We start from the raw sequence: 18018 nt of genomic DNA on the forward strand, positions 1-18018 counted from the left end.
ACGCGATGCGCTCCGAGCGCCCCGCCGGCTACGACGACGACGACGCTGCCCGCTTCTACGGGGAAGAGCACCGCTCGCAACGCGACGGCTTCGCGCGTGACCGGGCGCGTGTTTTGCACTCGGCCGCGCTGCGCCGGCTGGCGGCGAAGACTCAGGTGCTCAGCCCCGCATCACCCGCCGATTTCGCGCGGAACCGGCTCACGCATTCGCTCGAGGTCGCGCAGGTCGGCCGCGAACTGGCGACCGCCTTGCGATTGTCGCCGGATGTGGTCGACACCGCCTGCCTCAGCCACGACCTGGGGCATCCGCCGTTCGGTCACAACGGGGAGCGCGCCCTGAACGACTGGGCCGAGGGCATCGGCGGGTTCGAGGGGAACGCCCAGACGCTCCGCATCCTCACCCGCCTCGAACCCAAGGTGCTCGGTGCGGACGGAGTCAGTCACGGGTTGAACCTGACCCGCGCGAGCCTCGACGCGACCTGCAAGTATCCGTGGACGGCCGAGCACCCGTTGCCGGATCCCGGCGGCCGATTGAAGTTCGGGGTCTACCCCGACGACGAACCGGTGTTCCACTGGATGCGATCCGGCGCACCCGGCCGGGTGCGTTGCATCGAGGCGGAGGTCATGGACCTGTCCGATGACATCGCGTACTCGGTGCACGACTTCGAGGACGCGGTCGTCAATGGTTATCTCGACCCGCGTCGACTGTCGGACGCGGCCGAACACGACGCGCTGCTCACCGCGATCCAGTCTTGGGTCGGGTACGACTTCACGCGCGACGAGTTGGCCGACGCGCTGTATCGACTCATGCGCCTGCCGGAGTGGATCGACGAGTTCGGTGCGCGCCGGGCCGACCTGGCTCGTCTGAAGAACCTCACATCGGACCTGATCGGGCGGTTCGCGCGCGCCGCGACGACCGCCACGCGCGACGCGTACGGCGGGCCGGTGCTCACCCGCTACCGCGCGCACGTGGTCGTGCCACGGGTCATCGAGGCCGAGATGGCGGTGCTCAAGGGCATCATCGGCGCGACCGTGGTCTCGATCGACGGCCGCAAAGAGCTGTACCGGGAGCAGCGCCGCGTGCTCAAGCGGCTCGCCACGGCCCTCTGGGAGGCGCCGGCGGAGCTCGACGCGCAGTACGCGGACGATTTCGACGCCGCGCCGGATGACGAGGCCCGGCGGCGCGCGGTGGTCGATCAGGTCGCGAGTCTCACCGACCAGGTGGCCATCGCCTGGCACGGCCGGCTCGTGGGGGACGTCGACGCGGCGTCTCTCGGGGTGTGGGCGCCGCGCTACAGCGAGCCGCGCCCGTCGGGACCGGTGCGCGCGCGCGACGAGATCGGGGCCTGATGGCGGGACGCATCCGGCAGGCCGACGTCGACGAGGTCAAGGCGCGCACGGACATCGCCGACATCATCGGCGAGCGTGTCGCCCTCAAGCCGGCTGGCGTCGGTTCGATGAAGGGGCTGTGTCCTTTCCACGACGAGCGCAGTCCCAGTTTCAATGTGCGCCCGCAGGTCGGGTTCTACCACTGCTTCGGCTGTGGGGAGTCGGGCGATGTGTACACCTTCCTGCGCCGCATGGATCATCTCAGTTTCACCGAGGCGGTCGAGCGCCTGGCGGGACGCATCGGGTACGCACTGCACTACGAGGACGGCGGTGCGGCACCGCAGACCAGCGGACGAGCCCGGCTGTACGAGGCCAATGCCGCCGCCGCGGACTTCTTTCGATCCCAGCTCGCCTCTCGCGACGCCGAGACCGCGCGCCGATTCCTGGGGGAGCGGGGTTTCGACGCCGGCGCCGCGGCCCACTTCGGTGTCGGTTATGCGCCGCGCGGGTGGTCCGGCATGCTCGACGCTCTCTCCGCGCGCGGGTTCCGTCGGGAGGAGCTGCTCGCGGCCGGTCTCGTCTCCCAGGGGCAGCGGGGCGTCTACGACCGTTTCCGCGGGCGCCTGGTGTGGCCTATCCGCGACGTGACCGGACAGACGATCGGCTTCGGTGCGCGCCGCCTGTTCGACGACGACAACGGCCCGAAGTATCTCAACACCCCGGAGACGCCGGTGTACCGCAAGGCGCAGGTCCTCTACGGCCTCGATCTGGCCAAACGGGACATCTCGCGTGGGCACCGGGTCGTGGTGGTCGAGGGGTACACGGACGTCATGGCCTGCCATCTGGCCGGTGTCACCACAGCGGTCGCGACGTGCGGTACGGCGTTCGGGGCCGACCACATCTCCGTCCTGCGTCGCGTCATGGGCGATGACTCCCAGGCGGGTGAAGTCGTCTTCACCTTCGATCCCGATGCGGCCGGGCAGAAGGCCGCGCTGCGGGCGTTCGCCGATGCCAAACGGTTCAATGCGCAGACCTACGTCGCCACGGGCCCCGAGGGGCTCGACCCCTGCGATCTGCGTCTGCAGCGCGGCGACGGTGCGGTGCGCGGGCTCATCGAATCCAAGTCGCCGATGGTCGAGTTCGTCCTCGACCAGCGCATCGCATCTTTCGACCTGGCATCCGTCGAGGGCCGTATCGGCGCCCTGCGCGCCGCCGCGCCGGTGGTCGCCGATCTTCGAGATGCACTCATCCAACCCGAGTACGTCCGGGTGCTCGCGCGACGGCTCGGCCTGGACACCGAAGACGTGAGACGCGAGGTCGAGCGCGCCGGGCGACGCGAACCGGATGATCGTCGCCGTATGACGGTCGCGCCGGCGGCCCCGGAGGCGGCGCCGGTGCAACGTGCCACGGTGGCACAGCTCCCGCGCACGCCGGAGGCCGCGCTCGAACGCGACGCCCTCATGGGTTTCCTGCAGTTCGGTCACCGGCTCGACCCGGATCTGCGTCGACGTGCCGTCGACCAGCCATTCCGGACCCCCGCTCTGGAGGCGGTCCGTCAGGTCATCGCGCAGGCGCCCGACCTGGAGCGTCCAGGGTGGGCGGTGGAGGCCATCGACGGCGTCCGGGAGCCGTACCGTTCTCTCGCCTCGGAGCTGCTGACGATGCCCTTCCCCGCGTCCACGGTCGAGATCGCCGAGGCCTCGACGGCGGATCTCGCGCGCCGTCTGGTGCGGCGGGGTCTGCAGACCGAGAAGGCCGAGTTGCTGGGGGCCATTCAAAGGGTTCCGGCCGACAGCGAGCAGGGCCGACGGATCCGGCTCCGGCTGCGCGAGCTCGATGTCGAGCGCCAGCGGATCGACGCGGAGGATTGACCGGCCGCATTGGTCATCGCCCGGGCGAGAGGGCAGGATGTGGGTATGGCGTCGCGCATCGAGGAAGCGGAGCAGGCCGTCCGCGCCGATGATCTGTCGATCTCGCGGTCCGGACGCGGAGGTCCGCGGACTCGCGTGGTCGACGGCATGACGTTCACCCTGCCGTATGGGCGCACTCTGACGATCATGGGGCCCACCGGGGCGGGGAAGTCGAGTCTGCTGGCCGTGCTCGCCGGCGCTGCCGAGGCCGGGCTCTCCGTCGTCGGAGGAGACGCGCGGGTGCACGGCATCCGCGTGCGGCGGCCGGGGCGTGCTCTGCGCCGACTGACCTACCTCACGGGCTACCTCCCGCAGTCGGCCGGAGCGAAGCTCCCGTCGCGATTCACCGTCTCCGAGCTCATCGGTCATCCCATCACGCGTCGCGACAAGACCGTCAACGCCCGCGGACTGGCGGTGCGCGTCGCGGGTCTGCTGGACGAGATGCAGCTGCCTTTGGGCGCCGCCGCGAAGTATCCCTATGAGCTGAGTGCGGGTATGCGCCAGCGGGTCGCCTTCGCGCAGGCGCTCATCCTCGAACCCACGCTGCTCGTCGCAGACGAGCCCTTCGCGAACCTGGACGTGGAGGTCCGCGCCGCCGCCCTCGAGGCGGTCGTGCGCCGCCGCGACGAGCACGGGATGGCGATGCTCGTCGGGACGAACGACCGTGAGGTCGTCCACGCGCTCGACGCGGATGTGATCGTGATGCGGGGCGGCCACGCCATCGCCGCGGGGCACGGCGTGGACGACCTGCTGTGGACCCCCAGCGGCGACGCGGATCACCGCCTGGTGGCCCCCGGTCCGGCGCAGAGCTGATTTCTTCCCTCGCGGCAAAGCCTGTTAGGATCATCTGGTTGCCCGCGCAGCGGACATATTCCTCCATAGCTCAATTGGCAGAGCAATCGGCTGTTAACCGGTAGGTTCTTGGTTCGAGTCCAAGTGGGGGAGCCGAACGGCCCCGATCCTCGTCCGCGAGGTCGGGGCTTCGTCGTTCCGCGCGGTCGCGACCGGCTCGTCGTGTTGGTCCCGGGCCCGGCATTCCGATAGATTTTGTCCACATCCGCTATCGGAAGGTCCCCCCATGCCCCCGCGCATGCCTTTCCGCGCTCTCTCGTGGACGGTGCTGTACGCCCTCCTCGCGCTCGCGCCGCTGATCGTCAGCCTCGTCCAGCTCGATCCCGGGCGCGGCTTCTGGGTCAATCTGTCGGTGGCCGCGGGGTTCGTGGGTCTGTCGCTGATGGGGCTCCAGTTCGTTCTGGCCGCACACGCCGTGCGGACGGCTCGGGTGTTCGGGCTCGACCTCCTCCTGCGTTTCCACCGGCAGATGACCTGGTTGATCGCGCTGCTGATCTTCGCCCACCCGATCATCCTGTTCGTCTGGGATGCGCGCTTCCTGGCACTGCTGGATGTCACCCAGGCGCCGGCCCGCGCCCGATTCGCTGTGGTGAGTGTCATCCTTCTCGGGATTCTCATCGTCACCTCGGTATGGCGGCGCCGGCTCCGGATCCGATACGCGGTGTGGCAGGTCGCGCACAGCGTGCTGGCCACCCTGATCGTCATCACCGCCCTGGCCCATGTGCTGCTGATCGGCTACTACGTCGGCGAGGCGTGGGAGAAAGCGCTGTGGGTGCTCTATTCGCTGGCGTTCGTCTCCATCGGCGTCTGGGTTCGTGTGGTGCGGCCGATCGTCCGATGGCGTCGTCGGTGGCGCGTCGTCGCGGTGGAGAACGACGCGGCGGGATCATCGACGGTCATCCTGGAGCAGGTGGACCCGTCCGCATTCGGGCCGAAGGGGTTCGCGTTCCACGCCGGTCAGTACGCCTGGATCCACGCCGGCGGGTCGCCTTTCGCCATGACGTATCACCCGTTCTCGTTCTCCTCCAGCGCCCAGCACCCCGAGCAGGTTCGATTCACCATCAAGCCGGAACAGGGGTTCACGGCGACCGTCCCAGACCTCGCACCCGGGAGCGTCGTATACCTCGACGGGCCGTGGGGCCACCTGACGATGGAACGCAACGAGGCGGAGGCGTTCGTGTTCATCGCCGCCGGCGTCGGGGTCACGCCGATGTTGAGCATGCTCGCCACGCTCGCCGACCGCGGCGACGAGCGGCCATGCCTGCTCATCCTCGGCAATCGCCATGAAGACCGCATCATCGGCGGCGAGGCGCTCGAGCGGTTGCAGCAGCGCATGCCCGGCCTCGAGGTGGTCCACGTCATCAGTCGTCCCGGTGAGGTCTGGGGAGGCGAGTCGGGGCGTATCCGAGTGGACCTGTTGGACCGCGTTCTTCCCCGGGACCGACTGCGTCGGTCCTACTTCCTGTGCGCGAGCGGTCCGGTCATGGACGCCGCGACGGGCGCGCTGATCGACCTGGGGATCCCGGAGTCGTCCATCAGCGCCGAGCGATTCGCGATGGCGTGAGGAGGGCGGCGATGAGGAAGGCGAAGACGACGACGCGGGGTATCCGCGAGCGGCGCGTCACACGGATCGTATGGGTCATGTCGGGCGTCGTCGTCGCAGCGTGCGTCGGGTGGAGCATCCTGGTGCAGACCGTCGTGCCCGATGCGTGCCGGTACAGCCCGCCGCCGGCGAACGCGCAGTATCTGCACTGCGAATGAGCGCGACGATGGCGGAACAGGTCAGCTCTCGAGGTCGTCCACCCCGGGCATCCACGCGGCCCCCGGTCGCCCCCACCCTCGCTTGCGCGCGATCTTCTGCACGGTCTTCCATTCGCGGTCGTCGAGACGGTCGATGTAGAGGATGCCATCGAGGTGGTCGAACTCGTGCTGCATGATGCGGGCTCGCCATCCATCGACCTCGATGCGCACCGGCTCGCCTTCCAGGTCGACTCCGGTGACCAGCACCTCATCGGAGCGTCGTAGCGGGAAGCGCTCACCCGGGAAGGACAGACACCCCTCCGATTCCTCGTCCGGGTCGGGCGCGCCCGGTTCGAGGGGCCGCATCCACAGCTGGGGATTGATGACGACACCGCGCCAGGGTGAACCGTCGTCGTCCTCGTACGTGTAGGTGTAGATGCGGAGTGACACCCCGACCTGCGGGGCGGCCAGTCCCACCCCCGGGGCGGCGTCCATGGTTTCGAACATGTCGGATACCAGGGTGCGGATCTCGTCGGTGACCTCGCCGACCGGTGCGGCGGGGCTGTGCAGGACGGGATCGCCCATGATGCGGATGGGAAGAACGGCCACGTCCGACAGCGTATCCCGCACGCTGCCGGGTATCGTCGAAGGGTGATCGCGATCGATGTCGGCAGTGTCGAGGATGTCGGCGATCAGCTCGTGGGAGCCTTCCAGGACCCCGGCATCCTCATCGGCATCCCGCTGGCCCTCATCGGCGCCGTCTTCATGTCGTTCGGGGCCCAGTACCAGCATCGCGGCGTCACGAAAGTCGAGAGGCTGAGCGGCGGGGCACAGACGAACCTCACAGCGGCCCAGCTCGGTCGGCTCCTGGCACGCCCCTCATGGGTGCTCGGCACGATCATGCTGGGCTTGGCGATCGTGTGCCAGCTGTCGGCGCTGTCGTTCGCTCCGCTCATCGTCGTGCAACCGCTCGGGGCGATCGCGCTCGTGATCACCACCCTGCTGAACGCCAAGATCAGCGGACATCGCCCGACCCGCCGTTCGATCATCGCGATCGTCGCCTGCGTCGGGGGCATCTTCCTGTTCGTCACCATCGCCGCGCTGTTCGCCACGGAGTCTCCGCTCAGCGACCGTCAACTCATCACCGTGCTGCTGATCCTCGCGGTCGTCGCCGTGCTGTTCACCGCGGTGTGGCTCTGGCGCCGTCACCACGTCGGAGCGCTCTTCTACATCATGGCCGCGGGCGTTCTCTACGGATTCGTGGCGACGTTGGCCAAAGTGGTCCTCAGTCGCATCGAGTCGGGTGATTTCGAGTGGCTCACGCTGACCTGCGTCGCAGCGTTGCTGATCGTCACCGCCGTCGGTGCATACTTCGTGCAATCCGCATACTCCTCGGGGCCTCCCGATCTCGTGATCGCCGGACTGACCGTGATCGACCCGATCGTCGCCGTCGTGATCGGTCTCACCGTCCTCGGCGAGGCGCAGAACGCACCCCTGTGGGCATACATCGGCTTCGCCGTCGCCGGGGCGATCGCGGTGTGGGGCGTGCTGCAGCTGGCTCGGCATCATCCGCAGATCGTCTCGGACAGCCAGGGGCTCCCGATCGAGCGGGGCAGCTCGGGCGGCGCATTCGACGGTGCGCACCCGCAGACCGGTTCGACGCGACTCGGCGAGGCAGTGGCCAAAGTGTGGCCGGAACCGCCTGTCCGCGACCCAGACGACGACGCCCGGTAGGATTTTCTCCACGCCCCTTGCGGGCGTCGCGGGGCGGTGGCCAAGCTGGTCAAGGCAGCGGGCTCATAACCCGACGATCGTGGGTTCAAGTCCCACCCGCCCTACCGTTTCACCGCAGACGTGCTCCATCGGCTCGCCCGAAGCCACCCGGTGGGGTCGCCTGCGCGTCCTCCGCGCCGATAGAGTTTCGCGGTGCATGACTTCCACCACGCGCCGCTGCGCGATGTCGACGCGCCGACACTCTATCGGCTGCTGTGGCTCCGGGTCAGCGTGTTCGTCGTCGAACAGGCCGCCGCCTACCCGGAACTCGACGGTCGCGACCTCGAGCCGACGACGGAGCTGTTCTGGGTGACCGCGCCCGACGACGAGGTCCTCGCAACGCTCCGGCTCCTGGACGACGGTGACGCCATGCGCATCGGTCGCGTGGCGACGTCGCCGTCCGCCCGCGGCGCCGGCGTGGCGGCCGAGCTCATGCGACGGGCCATCGCCTTGTCGACACGGCGGCAGCCGAATCATGCGATCCGTCTGGATGCGCAGACTCACGTGGCCCCCTGGTACGCGCGCTTCGGCTTCGCTGTCGCCGGGCCGGCATTCGAAGAGGACGGCATCCCCCACGTGCCGATGACGCGCGAACCGCTGGCGGTGACCGGCCCCGCGGACGCCTGAGCGTCGGGCGTCCCGCTCCCGCGTCTTCCGCCGTGCCCGACACGGTCGATAGGGTCGCTGTGACCGGGAGGAGACGCGGATGCGGATGGCAATGGTGGGACTGGGCCGGATGGGGGCGAACATCGTCAGGCGCCTCATGCGGGACGGGCACGAGTGCGTCGTGTACGACGTCGATTCGTCCGCGGTCGAGGCGCTGGCCGCGGAGGGGGCGACCGCGGCGGTGGACCTTGCGGATCTGGCGGCCAAGCTCGACGGCCCCCGGGTGGTGTGGCTGATGATCCCCGCCGGCTTGACCGGCACGGTGGTCACGGAGGTCGCGCAGGTCCTGTCCGTCGGTGACATCATCATCGACGGCGGCAACTCGAACTATCGCGACGATGTCCGGCGGGCGGCGACCCTCCGAGAGTCGGGGATCCACTACGTCGATGCCGGGACCAGCGGTGGGGTATTCGGCCTGGAGCGGGGGTACTGCCTGATGGTCGGGGGCGCCGATGAGGCGGTGGCGACGATCGAGCCCCTCCTGCGGACGATCGCCCCGGGCGCCGGAGAGATCGAACGCACCCCCGGGCGCGAAGGGGAGCATTCGCCCGAGGAACTCGGATACCTGCACTGCGGCCCTCCCGGCGCGGGACACTTCGTGAAGATGGTCCACAACGGCATCGAGTACGGCATCATGGCGTCGCTGGCGGAGGGCTTCAACATCCTCCACAACGCCGACGCCGGGGTACGCGAAGCGGAGCACTCCGCAGAGATCGCGCCCCTGGAAGAGCCGCAGTTCTACCAGTTCGACATCGACGTCCCCAAAGTCGCGGAACTGTGGCGGCGCGGCTCGGTGATCTCCTCCTGGCTGCTTGATCTCACGGCTGCTGCCCTCGAGCAGAGCCCCTCATTGGAAGGTCTGGCCGGTCGCGTGTCCGACTCGGGCGAGGGCCGGTGGACGGTGAAAGCCGCCGTCGACGTCGGCGTCCCCGCGCCGGTACTGGCCGCGTCGTTGTTCGAACGGTTCGCCTCCCGCGACGAGGACCAGTACGCGAACCAGCTGCTGTCCGCGATGAGGCTGCAGTTCGGCGGCCATCAGGAGCTTCCGACGGGGGATCGGTTGGAGGCGGGAGCCCGCAAGGCCGAGTGAACGCTCCGCTCACTCGGCCCAGAGGTACGAATACTTCACGAAGACCTCCGGTGCGAGCCCGGCCTCGGAGAGAACGCCCTGCACCGCGGCGAGCATGTAACTGGAGTCCCATCCCATGTAGAGGAAGTGCGATGCATCCAGGTCGTCCCACTGCCCCGTCCACGACATATCGGGGTACACCGGACCACCCCGCTGTGAACTGTATCTTTCCACCGAAGCGCGGTTGTCGGCCCACAGTCTCTTGAACACCCGGTTGAAGAGGTACTTCACGTCGGGTACCTCCCAGTGTTCGCCGACGTACTCGACGTAGGCGAACTCCCGCTCCCACCCCCGCGGCCACCCTCGCCGCGGCACGGCATCGAGGATCGGGGTGAGACCGTCGTCGTCGATCACGAGTGGGCCGCGGCGCGGCCACACGGTCATGAAGCGCGCCGCCAACTCGGCCGAACGTGCAGAGATGGCGGCCGTGTCCCAGGTGGCGGTGTCCGCCACGGCACGGGTCAGCCCGAGAGCGCTTCGACGATACGCGTCGGCCTTCACCGGGAAGCCCGCTCCGAACACAGACATCGCCAGGTCCTCTTCGAGCAGCGTGAGGTTCCCGATCGTGCCCGCCAGCGCTCGATGTGCGTTCTGCTGGTCGTCGGTCAGATCCTGCCAGGTGGTATCGCCGTCTCCCGTCCACTCGTCGGCGGGGGCCGCCGGCAGGATGTGGTCGACGTCGAGCCCGCTGATACGGTCGACCCCGCTCAGACGCGCGAGCACGTAGTCCGCGTGGGGGAGGTCGGTGAACTTCAGCGCGACTCGAACGCGATCGTCTGACGGGGTCAGCCGCGAGATCGCCTCTTCGAGCGCGGCCGGACCGTCGTCGAGGGCGCGGAGGAGGCGGGCGACCAGGCGCGTGTTCGTCAGGGAGACGATCGCGCGACGCAGCTGCAGCGATTGCAGCTGCTCCAGCACGCACACCAGAGCGTCTTTGTCGATCACGCCCGTCGACCACTCCCGGTGCAGCCGCATCAGAAGGGGGTAGAGGCTCCGCCCGAAGACGTTGAGCCAATGCAGATGCCGTGCGACGTCGGGGTCCGTTTCGCGCCCCGGCTCGAGAAGGATGCCGTAGACCTCGGCGAAAGAGCGCCACTCCTCCGCGGAGCGGCGAAGCGCGGGCGGATCCAGTCGGGGGAACTGCGCGCGGAACGCGTCGTAGACCCCGCGCCCTCGAGACACGGCGACTTCGCGACCGCCCGTCATCACGAGGTAGTGGTTCCAGAAGTCCGCGATCCGTTCGCCGGTGTGCCGTTCGATGGGTACCCAGTACTCGTCCTCGATGGCGGTCTGCTGGGCGTGCGAGAGTCCCATCAGCACGTAGTTGTGGATCAGCTCGTGATCACGCAACGGCTCACCGGTGGAGTTGAGTGACTCGAAGATCTGCTGGGCATTCGCGCCGGGGCCCAGCGTGATCGCGACGTGCTCCAGCTTCTGAAGACCCCGCCATACGCGCGCGACCTCCTCGGGTCGGATCTGGCTGCGGAAGAAGGCGTAGTTGTCATCGAATCGCGAGTCGCGGTCAGCGTCGCCGCGCGCGTCCCGCACGACCGCATCGAAGACCTCCGCCCAGGCGCGATGCGGGCGCAACTTCGTGCGCCCGCCGCGGCGGTGCAGCATCACCCGCTCCAGCTCCTCTGCCAGTCCGGGATCCTGGCCGCGGACGGTGTGATGGAGGGCGGCGACGAGCAGCATCAGGGTCGTCACCCGCTGCTGACCGTCGATGAGGACCAGTTCCGAGCCGTTGTCGCCGCGCGTTTCCGCGCTGAGGATCGAGCCGATGAAGTGCATGTGACGCTCGTCGGAGTCGGCCACGGCGCGGATGTCGGCGAGCAGCCGCTCGCACCCGCCGATATCCCATCGGTACTGACGCTGGTAGACGGGCACCACGATCGTGGCGTCCGCGGCGGACAGCCAGGCCATGGTGTTGACGGCGTGGGCTTCGATGTTCGTGGCGGTGAGCACAGCGCGATCGCTCCCTTCGAGGCAGACCGTCGTCGAGTCTAGTGAACCCCTCGATTCCCCGGTGGCTCGCGTCGACCGCGGGGTAGGCTGGCCTCACCCGGGCCTGTCAGAACGCGCTGGCCCCGATCCGAAAGGTCTTGACTCGCATCATGGGTTACATCAAGAGCGCTGCTCTCGAATCGACCGGCTTCGTCGTGCTCGACTCGTACGACAAGGAGATCGACCCCAAGGAATGGCTCGAGATCGAGTACGTCGACTGGAAGTCCTCCGGCGACACGCGCTTCGCCCCGCTCGCCTCGGCGAAGGGGGAGATCGAGTGCAACGGTTTCTGGAACCACGAACCGCCACGCACCGACAAGGACGGCGTGTGGATCGACGAGCAGACCGAGAAGGCCCCCACGCTCACGGCCCGCGCGATGGAGCCCGGCGCGAACGTCGGCCGCTGCCGCATCATCGAGTTGCAGCCCAACTCCTACGCGGACTGCCTTTACAACCTGCACCAGGACGACAACAATCGGCTGAATCCCGATGGGACCGGCTGGGTGGTCCGCGGGTTCTTCAACCTCACCGATGACAAGGACAGCTACTTCGTGCTGCGCGAGAACCGCAGCGATCCGAGCATCGAGTACCGGATCGCCCTTCCCGCCGGGGCTCAGCTGATCGTCGACACCCAGCGTCTGTGGCATGCCGTGCACCACCAGGGTGAGCAGCCGCGCTACTGCCTGATCACGTCGTGGGAGTCCGGCCCGGAGCTCGACGCGTACATCGCGAAGTACAACGGCAAGCCCACGACCGACTACTACCCGGTATCGGACGAGGTCCGGGAAGCGGGCCAGGCCGAGCAGGCGCGTCGCGATGCCGCTCGCGCCGCGTACTACGCGGCCAAGGGTCAGAAGGAGAGGATCGCCATGAGCGAGGCCTGAGCCTCGCTGTCCGCGGGCCCTCGACGTCGTCGTCGGGGGCCCGCGGCGTGTCGACCGCAGATCCTTGAGATTCTGCGGTCGACGGGTGATAATGGCGGCAGAAAACCGAACATGTCCGCCACGTTCTCCGTGGTGCCAGGTCGTAGGGGAAGACGCACCTGACAAGAAACGGAGACATCATGGCGACATCGCGTTCGCGCGGGGTGGTCTACGTCCACTCCGCGCCTCGTGCGCTCTGCCCCCACCTCGAGTGGGCTGCCGGGCGCGCGCTCGGCCGTGCCGTCAACTTCGATTGGTCGGATCAGCCGGTGCAGCCCGGTACCCGCCGCGCAGAGTTCTATTGGGAGGGACCCGCCGGAACCGGGGCCGCTTTGGCCAGTGCCATCCGCGGGTGGGAGCACTTGCGATTCGAGGTATCGGAAGACCCCTCGGCCGGCAACGACGGCGGCCGTTGGCTGCATACCCCGGGGCTGGGTATCCACTTCGCGCAGACCGATGCCGCCGGGAACATCGTCATCGGCGAGGACCGACTGCGGTACGCGATGGAGGTCGCCGGCGGCGATGCGCGGGAGATGCAGCGTGAGCTCGACCTCGCGTTGGGGGCGGCATGGGACGAGGAACTCGAGCCGTTCCGCCACGCCGGCGACGGTGCGCATGTCGTGTGGCTCCACAAGGTGGGGTGAGGCCAGGCGCGACCGGAATCAGGGTCGGCGAGGCGCCACTACCGAGACTCGGAGGAGGATTCCCGGGGAGCGGGACAGCGAATCGCCGCCTTGCAGCGTCGGATGCCGACCGCGGCATCCGGACACGACGAAGCCCCCGCCACGTGGACGGGGGCTTCGTCGTGCCGGCTCACGCCGAGGCGAAGGCGACGACGGCGTTGTGGCCGCCGAAGCCGAAGGAATTGCTGATCGCCAGCTGATCGCCGCGGCCGAGCTCGACCTGCGCACCGGAGATGTTGAAGGGCACAGCGTCGTCCTGCGTGGTGATGTTGATCGTCGGGGGAGCGAGGCGGTCCTGCAGAGCGAGGACGGTGAACATCGCCTCCAGAGCGCCGGTGCCGCCGAGGAGGTGACCGGTGCTCGCTTTGGTCGCCGAGACCGGGATCTCGTCGATGCGCTCACCGAAGACGGCCTTCAACGCCGTGTACTCGTTCGGATCCCCCACCGGAGTGGAGGTGGCGTGCGCGTTGATGTGCGTCACGTCGTCCGGCGACGCATCGGCCGAGGCGAGCGTCATCTCCACGGCGCGTCGAGCGCCGTGACCCTCGGGGTCGTTTGCGGTGATGTGATACGAGTCGGCGGTGACGCCGCCGCCCACGACATACGCATAGATCTTCGCACCGCGCGCACGGGCGTGGTCCTCGGATTCGAGGATGAGAACGGCGGCGCCCTCGCCCATGACGAATCCGTCGCGATCGACACTGCACGGTCGTGACGCGGTCGCAGGGTCGTCGTTGCGCCGAGAGAGCGCCTGCATCGACGCGAAGGAGGCGATGGTGATGGGGTGGATCGCCGACTCCGTGCCGCCGGCGATGACGACGTCGGCGAGGCCGGAACGGATGTGTTCGGCGGCATTGACGATCGACTCGGTGCTCGAGGCGCAGGCGCTCGCAACGGTACGCGCGAACGCGCGAGCGCCGAAGTGCAACGAGAGGTTTCCGGCGGCTGCGTTGGGCATGAGCATCGGAACCGTCATCGGCATGACCCGGCGCGGCCCCTTCTCGCGAAGGGTGTCCCACGCGTCCAGCAGGGTCCAGACGCCGCCGATGCCGGTGGCGAAATCGACGCCGAGGCGCTCGGCCTCGACGTCGGGTGCGCCCGCGTCGTCCCACGCCTCCATCGCCGCGACCATCGCGAACTGCGACGCCGGGTCCAGACGCTTGGCCATGGGGCGTTCCAGGACCGTGTCGGGGCGAACGGCCGCCTGCGCGGCGAAGGTCACCGGGAGCTGAGTCTGCTCGACCCAGTCGTACTCGAGCGTGCGAGCGCCCGACGCGCCGGCCAGCAGAGCGGACCAGCTTTCTGGGGCGGTGCCGCCGATCGGCGACGACGCGCCGATGCCGGTGACGACGATGCGTGACGTGGTCATGCGGAAGGAGCTCCTCGTGAAAGAACGCTGGTGGGGGCGTTCGCCCCCACCAGAAGGGTTACGCCTGGTTCGACGTGATGTAGGTGACGGCGTCGCCGACGGTCTTGAGGTTCTTGACCTCGTCGTCGGGGATGGTCACGCCGAACTTCTCCTCGGCGTTGACGACGATCGTCATCATGGAGATCGAGTCGATGTCGAGATCGTCGGTGAACGACTTCTCCATTGCGACCTCATCGGCCGAGATGCCGGTCTCATCGGTGATCAGCTCGGCAAGACCTGCGAGGACCTCGTCGTTGGTGAATGCCATGGTTTTCTCCTTGTTCATCGGGGATGCTGGCGCCGCGGGCGGGCCGTTGATCAGTCTAGGGCGGACGCTTACGGCAGGACGACGACCTGCGCGCCGAAGACCAGCCCGGCGCCGAAGCCGATCTGGAGGGCGAGGCCGCCGCTGAGCTCAGGCTGTTCCTCCAGCAGGCGGTGGGTGGCCAGCGGGATCGAGGCCGCGGAGGTGTTGCCGGTGGTGGCGATGTCACGCCCGATCGCCACGGACTCGGGGAGGCCCAGCTGCTTGGCGAACTCGTCGATGATGCGCATGTTCGCCTGGTGGGGGACGAAGGCGGCGAGATCCGATGCCGCAACACCGGCTTCCTCGAGAGCCTGTCGGGCGACCTTGACCATCTCCCACACCGCCCAGCGGAACACGGTGGGACCCTCTTGACGAAGCGTCGGCCACGGCGCGAGGCCGTCGCGGAACTCGGTGAGCGTGTGGTTCATCCCGACGGCGTCCGCTTTCGAGCCGTCCGACCCCCAGACGGTCGGCCCGATGCCGGGGGTGTCGCTGGGGCCGACCACGACCGCCCCCGCACCATCGCCGAGCAGGAAGGAGATGCTGCGATCGGTGGGGTCGACGATGTCGCTGAGCTTCTCGGTTCCGATGACGAGGGCGTACTCGGCCTGTCCCGTGCGGACCAGGGCGTCGGCCTGCGCGACGCCGTATGTGAAGCCCGCGCATGCGGCGTTCACGTCGTAGGCTGCGGCGGGACGTGCGCCGACGCGGTCGGCCACGATCGCGGAGACCGACGGGGTCTGCTTCGGATTGCTGATGGTTGCGACGATGACGGCACCGATCCGTTCGGCGGCCACGCCGGAGCGGGCGATCGCCTCGCGGGCGGCGTCCGCGGCCAGATCGATCGCGGAGGTCTCGGCGATCGCGCGCGTCCGGGTGATGATGCCGGTACGCTGCCGGATCCACTCGTCACTGGAGTCGATCGGGCCGACGAGGTCGTCATTGGGCACCGCGTTCTCGCCGCGGGCCGCGCCGTAGGAGTAGATGCGGGTGTGTTCGGCGCCACGGGACTGCCGGAGGGTGGGGGTCATGGGGGCTCCGCTCAGCGGGTCGGTGTGGTGAGGAGGTCGTGTGCGGACGCCAGGTCCCCAGGGGTCTTCACGGCGACGGCGGGTGTGCCGCGCAGGCCCCGCTTGGCCAGGCCCGTGAGCGTTCCGGCCGGGGCCAGCTCGACGAGTCCGGTCACGCCGGCGTCGGCGAATGACGCCATGCACAGGTCCCACCGCACCGGCGAGGCGACCTGCGTGACGAGCAGGTCCACGTAGCGTCGACCCTCGGCCACCTGCGAGCCGTCGTGATTGGTCCAAAGGCGGAGTCGAGGGTCTTCGGTCTCGACCGCTTCCGCGGCCACCAGGAGCTCCGCGACCGCGGGAGCCATCGCGTCGGTGTGGAAGGCGCCCGCGACCTGGAGGGTGACCACGCGCGTGCCGCGCACGGGATCGGCCCCCAGCGCCTCGAGGGCCGGCAGCGGACCGGCGGCGACGAGCTGACCGCCGCCATTGTGATTGGCCGCCGTGAGGCCGAGCTCGTCGAGCCGGTTCAGAATCGTCTCGGTGTCGCCGCCGAGAACGGCGCTCATCCCGGTGGGCGAGGCGGCGGCGGCATCGGCCATGGCGCGGCCTCGCAGTCCGACGAGGCGCAGAGCGTCCTCTTCGGAGATCACCCCGGCCGCTGCGGCCGCGGCGAATTCTCCGACGGAATGACCGGCCACACCGTCGACGCGTCCGGGGAGGGCGTTCCACGAGAGCAGGCTTGCGGCCACGATCAGCGGCTGGGCCACGGCGGTGTCGCGGATGCGGTCCGCGTCCCACTCGGTGCCGGCCGCGACGAGGTCGACGCCCGCCCATTCGGAGTAGGCGGCCAGACGATCGGCGGCGCCGTCGAGGTCGAGCCAGGGCGTCAAGAAGCCGGGGGACTGGGAGCCTTGCCCGGGGAACATCGCGATCAGCACCATCCCATCCTGCCAAGGATCAGGCGATGCGATGTGTGGCATGCCGCACAAGAGTCTCGCGATCGTTTGTCATTTCCCCACAGCGCTCCGGTGGTCGGCTCGGTGGCGACGGTGCTCGTAGCGGATCAGGACGGGCGACGACCGTTGCCGCGGCGCCGGGTGGCATCTGTTCCGATGGAGCCCAGCACCAGTGACGTCTGCAGGATCAGCGCCTCACGCGGGCCCGTGGCGTCCCAGCCGATCACCTCCGACACGCGCTTGAGTCGATACCGGACCGTATTGGGGTGCACGAACAGCTCACGGGCGGTCGCTTCGAGGGAGCGCCCGTTGTCGAGATAGCTCCACAGCGTGGTCACCAGATCGGTGCTGTGCGCGTGGAGGGGACGGTAGATCCTCTCCACCAGGGTCTGTTTGGCCAACGGGTCGCCGGCGAGCGCGCGCTCGGGGAGCAGATCGTCCGCTTCGACCGGCCGTGGGGCGTGGCGCCATGCGCGGGCGACGGCGAAGCCCGCCAGCGCCGCCCGGGCGCTCTGACCGGCGTCGACGAGAGCGGGAACCACGGGGCCGATGACCAGATGACCGGCACCGAATCCCGGTTCCAGGCGTTTGGCGATCTCCACGAACGTGAGCTCCCCGCCCCCCTCCTCGGTGCGCACGGGCTCTTCGGCGCGCCCGATCACCAAGACGAGACGAGACCCCTGAACGCCGATCAGCACGTCGACACCGAGCTTGCGTGCCGTGCGCCGCAGCTGATCGACGTCGAATTGCGCGGGTGTCGTCCCGACGAGGACCGCGACCTCCCCGTGACCGTGCCAGCCCAGTGCCGCGATCCGGCTCGGCAGTTCCTCATCTGCTTCACCGGTGAGGATGGAGTCGACGACGAGCGCCTCCAAACGCGCATCCCACAGACCGCGTGCTTCGGCGGCGCGCGCATAGACATCGGCGGCCGCGAAGGCGACCTCGCGCGAATAGAGCAGGATGCCCTCGCGGAGGTCGTCCCCCTTTCCGGCCACGCGCTCCTCGGTGACTTCGACCGTCGCCCGGATCAGTTGCAGCGTCTGCTGCAGACTGACGCTGCGCAACAGTTCACGGGGCGCTGCCGCGAAGATGTCCGAGGCGATCCAGGGTGTCGAGCCAGGATCGTCGTACCACTGGATGAACGAGGTGATTCCGGCCTGGGCGACCAGACCCACCGCCGACCGACGTGCCGGCGGCATATCGGCGTACCACGGCAGCGACTCTTCGAGGCGCTTGATGGTGGCGGTGGCCAGATCGCCGGAGATGCGGCGCAACCACGCCAGCGTCTCCTCCTTGTCCATCTCCGCGGGGCGGGGCGGCATCGGT

17 protein-coding genes and 2 tRNA genes are annotated in these 18018 nt (G+C 68.8%); 12 read left to right on the plus strand and 7 right to left on the minus strand.

Annotated elements, in window-relative coordinates:
• Nucleotides 1-5: 5 nt before the first annotated feature.
• From RZO50_RS12460 to RZO50_RS12485, 6 genes are all read left to right on the plus strand, one after another.
• The gene (locus RZO50_RS12460) at nucleotides 6-1349 is read left to right on the plus strand and encodes a deoxyguanosinetriphosphate triphosphohydrolase (RefSeq protein WP_322600439.1); all 1344 of its coding nucleotides are present in this window, start codon (nucleotides 6-8) and stop codon (nucleotides 1347-1349) included.
• Nucleotides 1349-3199 carry a DNA primase gene (gene dnaG / locus RZO50_RS12465; protein WP_322600063.1) on the plus strand — a complete coding sequence of 617 codons (1851 nt, stop codon included), beginning with the start codon at nucleotides 1349-1351 and terminating at the stop codon, nucleotides 3197-3199. Before RZO50_RS12460 ends, dnaG begins: the two co-directional genes overlap by 1 nt.
• A gap of 45 nt (nucleotides 3200-3244) precedes the next feature.
• Nucleotides 3245-4051, plus strand: coding sequence for an ATP-binding cassette domain-containing protein (locus tag RZO50_RS12470; RefSeq protein WP_322600064.1), 807 nt, complete (start codon nucleotides 3245-3247; stop codon nucleotides 4049-4051).
• A gap of 59 nt (nucleotides 4052-4110) precedes the next feature.
• A tRNA-Asn gene (locus tag RZO50_RS12475) sits at nucleotides 4111-4183 on the plus strand.
• Between the two features lie 133 nt (nucleotides 4184-4316).
• The gene (locus RZO50_RS12480; protein WP_322600065.1) at nucleotides 4317-5654 is read left to right on the plus strand and encodes a ferredoxin reductase family protein; all 1338 of its coding nucleotides are present in this window, start codon (nucleotides 4317-4319) and stop codon (nucleotides 5652-5654) included.
• Between the two features lie 11 nt (nucleotides 5655-5665).
• The gene (locus RZO50_RS12485; protein ID WP_322600066.1) at nucleotides 5666-5851 is read left to right on the plus strand and encodes a hypothetical protein; all 186 of its coding nucleotides are present in this window, start codon (nucleotides 5666-5668) and stop codon (nucleotides 5849-5851) included.
• Between the two features lie 21 nt (nucleotides 5852-5872).
• Here RZO50_RS12485 and def read toward each other — a convergent pair whose 3' ends face one another.
• Nucleotides 5873-6439, minus strand: coding sequence for a peptide deformylase (def, locus tag RZO50_RS12490; protein WP_322600067.1), 567 nt, complete (start codon nucleotides 6437-6439; stop codon nucleotides 5873-5875).
• Nucleotides 6440-6481: 42 nt separating this feature from the next.
• On the opposite strand from def, the gene RZO50_RS12495 reads away from it, so the two are divergent.
• From RZO50_RS12495 to gnd, 4 genes are all read left to right on the plus strand, one after another.
• Nucleotides 6482-7564, plus strand: a complete 1083-nt coding sequence (locus tag RZO50_RS12495; RefSeq protein WP_322600068.1) for a DMT family transporter — start codon at nucleotides 6482-6484, stop codon at nucleotides 7562-7564.
• A gap of 30 nt (nucleotides 7565-7594) precedes the next feature.
• Nucleotides 7595-7668 (plus strand) — tRNA-Ile (locus RZO50_RS12500).
• 88 nt (nucleotides 7669-7756) lie between these two features.
• Complete coding sequence (locus RZO50_RS12505) at nucleotides 7757-8230, plus strand: GNAT family N-acetyltransferase (protein ID WP_322600069.1); 474 nt, start codon at nucleotides 7757-7759, stop codon at nucleotides 8228-8230.
• A gap of 79 nt (nucleotides 8231-8309) precedes the next feature.
• A complete protein-coding gene (gnd, locus tag RZO50_RS12510) occupies nucleotides 8310-9359 on the plus strand; it encodes a phosphogluconate dehydrogenase (NAD(+)-dependent, decarboxylating) (protein ID WP_322600070.1) in 1050 nt (349 codons plus the stop codon).
• A 9-nt stretch (nucleotides 9360-9368) separates the two neighbouring features.
• On the opposite strand, the gene RZO50_RS12515 is transcribed toward gnd, so the two are convergent.
• Nucleotides 9369-11363 (minus strand): DUF262 domain-containing protein, encoded by a 1995-nt coding sequence (locus RZO50_RS12515; RefSeq protein WP_322600071.1) that lies wholly within the window; start codon nucleotides 11361-11363, stop codon nucleotides 9369-9371.
• A gap of 149 nt (nucleotides 11364-11512) precedes the next feature.
• Here RZO50_RS12515 and RZO50_RS12520 point away from each other — a divergent pair, with 149 nt between their 5' ends.
• Together RZO50_RS12520 and RZO50_RS12525 are read left to right on the plus strand one after the other, a co-directional pair.
• Entirely contained in the window at nucleotides 11513-12286 is a 774-nt protein-coding gene (locus RZO50_RS12520) for a hypothetical protein (RefSeq protein ID WP_322600072.1), read from the plus strand.
• 179 nt (nucleotides 12287-12465) lie between these two features.
• Nucleotides 12466-12969, plus strand: a complete 504-nt coding sequence (locus RZO50_RS12525) for a DUF3145 domain-containing protein (RefSeq protein ID WP_322600073.1) — start codon at nucleotides 12466-12468, stop codon at nucleotides 12967-12969.
• 169 nt (nucleotides 12970-13138) lie between these two features.
• Here the strand turns inward: RZO50_RS12525 and RZO50_RS12530 are convergent, their stop codons facing one another.
• From RZO50_RS12530 to RZO50_RS12550, 5 genes are all read right to left on the minus strand, one after another.
• The gene (locus RZO50_RS12530; protein ID WP_322600074.1) at nucleotides 13139-14377 is read right to left on the minus strand and encodes a beta-ketoacyl-[acyl-carrier-protein] synthase family protein; all 1239 of its coding nucleotides are present in this window, start codon (nucleotides 14375-14377) and stop codon (nucleotides 13139-13141) included.
• A 58-nt stretch (nucleotides 14378-14435) separates the two neighbouring features.
• A complete protein-coding gene (locus RZO50_RS12535; protein ID WP_322409028.1) occupies nucleotides 14436-14684 on the minus strand; it encodes an acyl carrier protein in 249 nt (82 codons plus the stop codon).
• A gap of 68 nt (nucleotides 14685-14752) precedes the next feature.
• Nucleotides 14753-15754 (minus strand): beta-ketoacyl-ACP synthase III, encoded by a 1002-nt coding sequence (locus tag RZO50_RS12540; protein ID WP_322600075.1) that lies wholly within the window; start codon nucleotides 15752-15754, stop codon nucleotides 14753-14755.
• 11 nt (nucleotides 15755-15765) lie between these two features.
• Nucleotides 15766-16674: an ACP S-malonyltransferase gene (locus RZO50_RS12545; RefSeq protein ID WP_322600440.1), complete on the minus strand. Its 909-nt coding sequence runs from the start codon at nucleotides 16672-16674 to the stop codon at nucleotides 15766-15768.
• A gap of 125 nt (nucleotides 16675-16799) precedes the next feature.
• Nucleotides 16800-18014 (minus strand): PucR family transcriptional regulator, encoded by a 1215-nt coding sequence (locus RZO50_RS12550; protein ID WP_322600076.1) that lies wholly within the window; start codon nucleotides 18012-18014, stop codon nucleotides 16800-16802.
• Between the last annotated feature and the right edge of the window lie 4 nt (nucleotides 18015-18018).

Origin of the sequence: Microbacterium xanthum, assembly GCF_034531355.1 — a bacterium.
In the GTDB taxonomy this organism is placed as follows: Bacteria; Actinomycetota; Actinomycetes; order Actinomycetales; family Microbacteriaceae; genus Microbacterium; species Microbacterium xanthum.

Coding starts and splice junctions, on each gene's coding strand:
- RZO50_RS12460 (WP_322600439.1), top strand. CDS start 6: ATGCGCTCCGAGCGCCCCGCCGGCTACGACGACGACGACGCTGCCCGC.
- dnaG (WP_322600063.1), top strand. CDS start 1,349: ATGGCGGGACGCATCCGGCAGGCCGACGTCGACGAGGTCAAGGCGCGC.
- RZO50_RS12470 (WP_322600064.1), top strand. CDS start 3,245: ATGGCGTCGCGCATCGAGGAAGCGGAGCAGGCCGTCCGCGCCGATGAT.
- RZO50_RS12480 (WP_322600065.1), top strand. CDS start 4,317: ATGCCCCCGCGCATGCCTTTCCGCGCTCTCTCGTGGACGGTGCTGTAC.
- RZO50_RS12485 (WP_322600066.1), top strand. CDS start 5,666: ATGAGGAAGGCGAAGACGACGACGCGGGGTATCCGCGAGCGGCGCGTC.
- gnd (WP_322600070.1), top strand. CDS start 8,310: ATGCGGATGGCAATGGTGGGACTGGGCCGGATGGGGGCGAACATCGTC.
- RZO50_RS12520 (WP_322600072.1), top strand. CDS start 11,513: ATGGGTTACATCAAGAGCGCTGCTCTCGAATCGACCGGCTTCGTCGTG.
- RZO50_RS12525 (WP_322600073.1), top strand. CDS start 12,466: ATGGCGACATCGCGTTCGCGCGGGGTGGTCTACGTCCACTCCGCGCCT.
- RZO50_RS12530 (WP_322600074.1), bottom strand. CDS start 14,377: ATGACCACGTCACGCATCGTCGTCACCGGCATCGGCGCGTCGTCGCCG.
- RZO50_RS12535 (WP_322409028.1), bottom strand. CDS start 14,684: ATGGCATTCACCAACGACGAGGTCCTCGCAGGTCTTGCCGAGCTGATC.
- RZO50_RS12540 (WP_322600075.1), bottom strand. CDS start 15,754: ATGACCCCCACCCTCCGGCAGTCCCGTGGCGCCGAACACACCCGCATC.
- RZO50_RS12550 (WP_322600076.1), bottom strand. CDS start 18,014: ATGCCGCCCCGCCCCGCGGAGATGGACAAGGAGGAGACGCTGGCGTGG.